Raw genomic sequence first — 5,239 nt, forward strand, 5'->3', positions numbered from 1 at the left:
CGGCACTGCGCGGCATGGCAATCGCCACGCGCACTTCCGGGCCGACGCCACGGGCGATCAGCGCGTGGGCCAGGCGGTTGGCCTGGCGATCCAGCTGGCCGTAAGTGAGTTGCTCGTCGGCGAACTTTACCGCCACCGCATCCGGGGTTTCCCGGGCGCGGTCGGCCACCAACTCATGCACCAGCCGCTGGGACGGGTAGCCGGCATCGGCGCAGTTCCACAGCTGCAGGATGTGCTGCTGCTCGGCAGCGTCCAGCAGGTTCAACTGGCCGAGCGATTGCCGAGGGTTGGCGACCATGCCCTGCAACAGGTTCTGCCAGTGGCGCGCCATGCGTTGCACGGTGTCGGCTTCGAACAGGTCCTGGGCATAACCCAGGGTGGCCCAGATACCTTCGGTGGACTCCTGGATGTCCAGGTCGAGGTCGAAATGCGCGGTTTTGCTTTGCCATTCCAGCCCTTGGACCAGAAGGTGCGGCAGGTGCTGCTGGACCTGGGCCTGGCCGACGTCGGTCTGGTGGTTGAACATCACCTGGAACAACGGGTTGTGGCTCAGGCTGCGTTGCGGTTGCAGGGCTTCCACCAACTGTTCGAACGGCAGGTCCTGATGGGCCTGGGCCTCGAGCGCGCGTTGCCTCGTTTGTTGCAGCAACTGCTCGACGCTCATCTGGCCATGCAGGTCCGCCTTGAGCACCTGGGTATTGACGAAGAAGCCGATCAGCCGCTCGGTTTCGCTGCGGTTGCGGTTGGCAATGGGCACGCCGACGCGGATTTCTTCCTGGCCGCTGTAGCGATGCAGCAGGGTCTGGAACGACGCCAGCAGCAACATGAACAGGGTCACGCCCTGTTGCCGGGCCAGAGCCTTGAGCTGTTGGCTCAGTTCAGGGTCGAGCTCGAAGGCCAGGCGTGCGCCGCGATGGCTTTGCACGGCAGGACGCGGGTGGTCGAACGGCAACTCCAGCACACTTTGCTCGCCACCGAGCATTTCGCGCCAGTACGCCAGCTGACGGGCCTTCTCACCCGCTTCCATCCAGTTGCGCTGCCACACGGCATAGTCGGCGTACTGGATCGGCAACGCCGGCAGCTGCACTTCCTCGCCCTGGCTGTAGCCCGCATAGAGCTGCACCAGTTCTTCGACCATCAGCTGCATCGACCAGCCATCGGAGACGATGTGGTGCTGCACCAGCACCAGCACATGCTCGTCCTCAGCCAGGCGCAGCAGCGACACACGCAGCAACGGGCCGTGTTCCAGGTCGAACGGCTGCGCGATCTGCGCCTCGACCTGCGCCTGGAGTTCAGCTTCGTCGACATCGACGTGGGCGATCTGCAGCGATGCCGACGGCGCGATCACTTGCACTGCACGTGCGTGCTCCTGGCGCAGACAGGTGCGCAGGCTTTCATGCCGGGCCAGCAACGCATCGAAACTGCGCTGCAACGCGTCGAGGTCCAGTTGCCCTTTCAAGCGCAACGCACTGGGGATGTGGTAAGCGGCGCTGTGCGGCTCCAATTGCCAGAGAAACCACTGGCGCTCCTGGGCATAGGACAGCGCCAAGGCCTGCTCGCGCCCGACCGGCAGCAACGGCGGTGCGCTGGGCGCCAGGCTGTCCTGGGCCTGCAGTGCCGCGACAAATGCATCCAGCCGCGGGTGTTCGAACAACGCCTTGAGCGGCACCTCGCGCTGCAGCGTCTGGCGAATGCGCGACACCACCTGCATCGCCAACAGCGAATGCCCGCCCAGTTCGAAGAAGTGCTGGTTCAAACCGACGTTGTCGGCGCCGAGAATATCGGCCCAGATCGCGGCGATCTGCTGTTGCAACGCAGTCACCGGTGCCTGCCAGTCCTGATGTACCGTGCTGGCGTCCGGTTTGGGCAGTGCCTGGCGGTCCAGCTTGCCGTTGGGGTTGAGCGGCATGCGCTCGAGGAAGATCAGGTGCGCCGGCACCATGTAGTCCGGCAGCTGTTCGCGCAGGGTGCTCATCAACCGTTCGGTTTCACTCGACGGTTGCGCGGGCACCAGGTAGGCCAGCAGTTGGTTGTCGACAGCCAGCACCAGCGCTTCACGCACGCCATCCTGGGCCAGCAGCACGGTTTCGATCTCGCCCAGTTCGATGCGGAAACCGCGCACCTTCACTTGATGGTCGACCCGGCCGACATACTCCACCACCCCATCGGCGCGATAACGCGCCAGGTCGCCGCTGCGATAAAGCCGCGCGCCGCAGGCACTGAACGGGTTGGCGACAAAGCGCTCGGCGGTCAGGCTCGGGCGCCGCAGATAAGCGCTGGCCAGCCCGCTGGCGCTGGCGATGTAGAGTTCGCCCACGGCACCGGCGGGTAGCAGGTTCAGGTCGCGATCCAGCACATACAACCCACGCCCGGGCAGCGCGCGGCCGATGGGGCTGGCGGTGACGCCGCTGATCACGTCGGGGTCCGTGCAGTCCAGCACGCTGGAGACCACGGTGGCCTCGGTCGGCCCGTAGGTATTGAGCAGCCGCACATGGCCCAGGCCCGCCCGTTGCCACGACAACGGACCGTCGAGGGGCATGGCTTCGCCGCCAATATGCATCTGGCGCAAAGCCCCGTAAGGCCGTGCGCCCGCCGCCAGGCAATCCTGCAAAAACAGCTTCCAGTAGGCGGTCGGCAAGTCGGCCAGGGTGATGCCCTGCTCGATGATCTGCCGATACAGCTCGGCACCGTCCCACAGTTGCGGGCCACGCAGCACCACCGTGGCACCGAGGGTCAGGGCCGGGTACAACTGCTCGACGAAGCCGTCAAAATTCAGGGTGGCGAACTGCAGTACCCGGTCTTGCGCGACCAGTTGCGAATAGTCGGCGGCAATCCCGGCGAACTCACTCAGCGCTCCATGGCTGATGGCAACGCCCTTGGGTTTGCCGGTGGAGCCCGAGGTGTAGATCACATAGGCCAGGCTGTGCGGTTCGAAAACCGCCGGTGGATTGTGTTCATCACACACCGCCAACTGCGCCTGGACCAGGTCGATTTCCACGGCCATCGCGTGCGCCGGCAATGGCAGGCGATCGCGCAGGTGCGACTGGGTCAGCACCAGGCGCACATCGCTGTCCTCGAGCATGTGCACCAGACGCTCGCGAGGGTACTCCGGGTCCAACGGCACATAGGCCGCGCCGGTCTTGAGCACCGCCAGCAAGCTGACCACCATGGCAAAGGAGCGCTCCACGGCGATCCCGACCAAGGCTTGCGGGCCGATGCCTCGGGCGATCAGGTAGTGCGCCAGGCGGTTGGCCTGGCGGTTCAGTTCACCGTAGCTGAGGGCCTGATCGTCCAGGGCCAGCGCCTGGCGTTCGGGCTGCGCGGCGGCCTGGTCTTCGAACAGTCGGTGCACGCCGTGCAATTGACGGGCGCAGGCCGGGACGTTCCAGTCCTGGAGCATGCGTTGCTGCTCGGCGGCATCCAGCAGCGAAAGCTCGGCCAGACGGCTGCGCGGGGCGCTGACGACCGCCTGCAGCAACTGCTGCCAGTGCTGCGCCAGGCGTTCGATGGTCGCTGCGTCGAACAAATCGGTGGCGTAGTTCAACGCCGCCCAAAGCCCTTCGGCCGACTCGTGGGTATCCAGGCTCAGGTCGAAATGCGTGGTCTGGCTGTCCCAATCCAGCTCCACCACGCGCAGGCCCGGCAATTGCTGGCCGTCGCGCCCGCCCTGGGCATCGGTCTGATGGTTGAACATCACTTGGAACAACGGGTTGTGGCTCAGGCTGCGTTCAGGCGAAAGCGCCATCACCAGTTGCTCGAACGGCAGGTCCTGGTGAGCCTGGGCTTCCAGGGCGCGGCGCTTGGTCTGTTGCAGCAACTCGGCAAAGCTCATCTGCCCGTCCAGGTCAGCCTTGAGCACTTGGGTGTTGACGAAAAACCCGATCAGCCCCTCGGTTTCGACGCGGTTGCGGTTGGCAATCGGCACGCCGATGCGGATGTCCGATTGCCCGCTGTAGCGGTACAACAAGGTCTGGAAGGACGCGAGCAGCAGCATGAACGCGGTGACGCCCTCTTGTTGCGCCAGACGCTTGAGGCCGGCGACCAGTTCGGGCTGCAGGTGCACCTGCAAGCTCGCGCCGCGATGACTTTGCTGCGCCGGGCGCGGACGGTCCAGCGGCAGTTCCAGCACCGGCTGTTCACCGCCCAGCAGCGCCTGCCAATAGGCCAGTTGCCGCGCCCGCTCCCCCGCTTCCATCCAGCCGCGCTGCCACAGGGCGTAGTCGGCGTACTGGATCGGCAACTGCGGCAGTTGCAGGTCCTGGCCCTGGCTGCAGGCGGCATACAGCTGCACCAGCTCCTGAACCATCACCTGCATTGACCAGCCGTCGGAGACGATGTGGTGCTGCACCAGCACCAGCACATGGTCATCTTCAGCCAGTTGCAGCAAGGTCACGCGCAGCAGCGGCGCCTGGTGCAAATCGAACGGTTGCGCCACCTCCGCTTCCACTCGCGCCATCAACTGCGCTTCATCGACCTGCGCCCGCTGAATCTCGACCCGTGCCTGGGGCAGCACAGCCTGCCACAAGTGCTCGCCCTCCTCGACCAGGCGGGTGCGCAAACTCTCGTGACGGGCCAGCAGGCTGTCGAAGCTGCGCTGCAATGCCGCCAGGTCCAAGCGCCCGTGCAAACGCAAGGCGCCGGGGATGTGGTAAGTGGCGCTGCCGGGGTCCAGCTGCCAGAGAAACCACTGGCGCTCCTGGGCGTAGGACAGCGGCAGGCGTTGGCCGTCCTCACGGATTGAAGCAATCGGCAGTTGAGCGAAACTCATGCCCCGGCTTTGCAGACGCTGATAAAACTGCTGGCGCTGTTCCAGAGGCAAGCGAAGAAAGCGCGACACCAGGTCGATGTTAGGGTTGGAAAGCATGGTTCAAATCGCCTCTAGTTCGCTCAAAAAGTCACGAAGATCATCAAAATCTTCCACGCTGCCGGCGCGGAAAGTGGCTGCGGCCTGCACGTAGGCACGCAGTGATTCGGTCTGGAACAGTTCCATCAGCGGTACGTCCAGGCCCAGCTCGGCCTGCACCCGCGAGGTGATCTGGATGGCCAGCAGGGAATGCCCGCCCACTTCGAAGAAGTTGTCGTTCAGGCCCACTTGCGCCAGGTGCAGCACGTCGGCCCAGATCGCGGCGATCTGCTGCTCCAGTTCGGTTTGCGGCGCCACGTACTGCTGCTGCATCTGGCTGGCATCCGGCAACGGCAGGCCCTTGCGGTCGAGCTTGCCGTTGGGGGTCAGCGGCAT

At 65.1% G+C, this 5,239-nt stretch carries 2 protein-coding genes; both read right to left on the bottom strand.

Translation table 11 applies throughout. From position 1 onward, the window contains the following. Positions 1-4,864 (bottom strand): non-ribosomal peptide synthetase (locus tag CIB54_RS27175; protein WP_157829756.1); only part of this gene is annotated, 4,864 nt, incomplete at its 3' end. A gap of 3 nt (positions 4,865-4,867) precedes the next feature. Next, a partial coding sequence (locus tag CIB54_RS27180; protein WP_101221489.1) for a phosphopantetheine-binding protein occupies positions 4,868-5,239 on the bottom strand: 372 nt, incomplete at its 5' end.

The sequence above is a fragment of the Pseudomonas fluorescens genome, from assembly GCF_002837185.1.
GTDB lineage: Bacteria > Pseudomonadota > Gammaproteobacteria > Pseudomonadales > Pseudomonadaceae > Aquipseudomonas > Aquipseudomonas fluorescens_AM.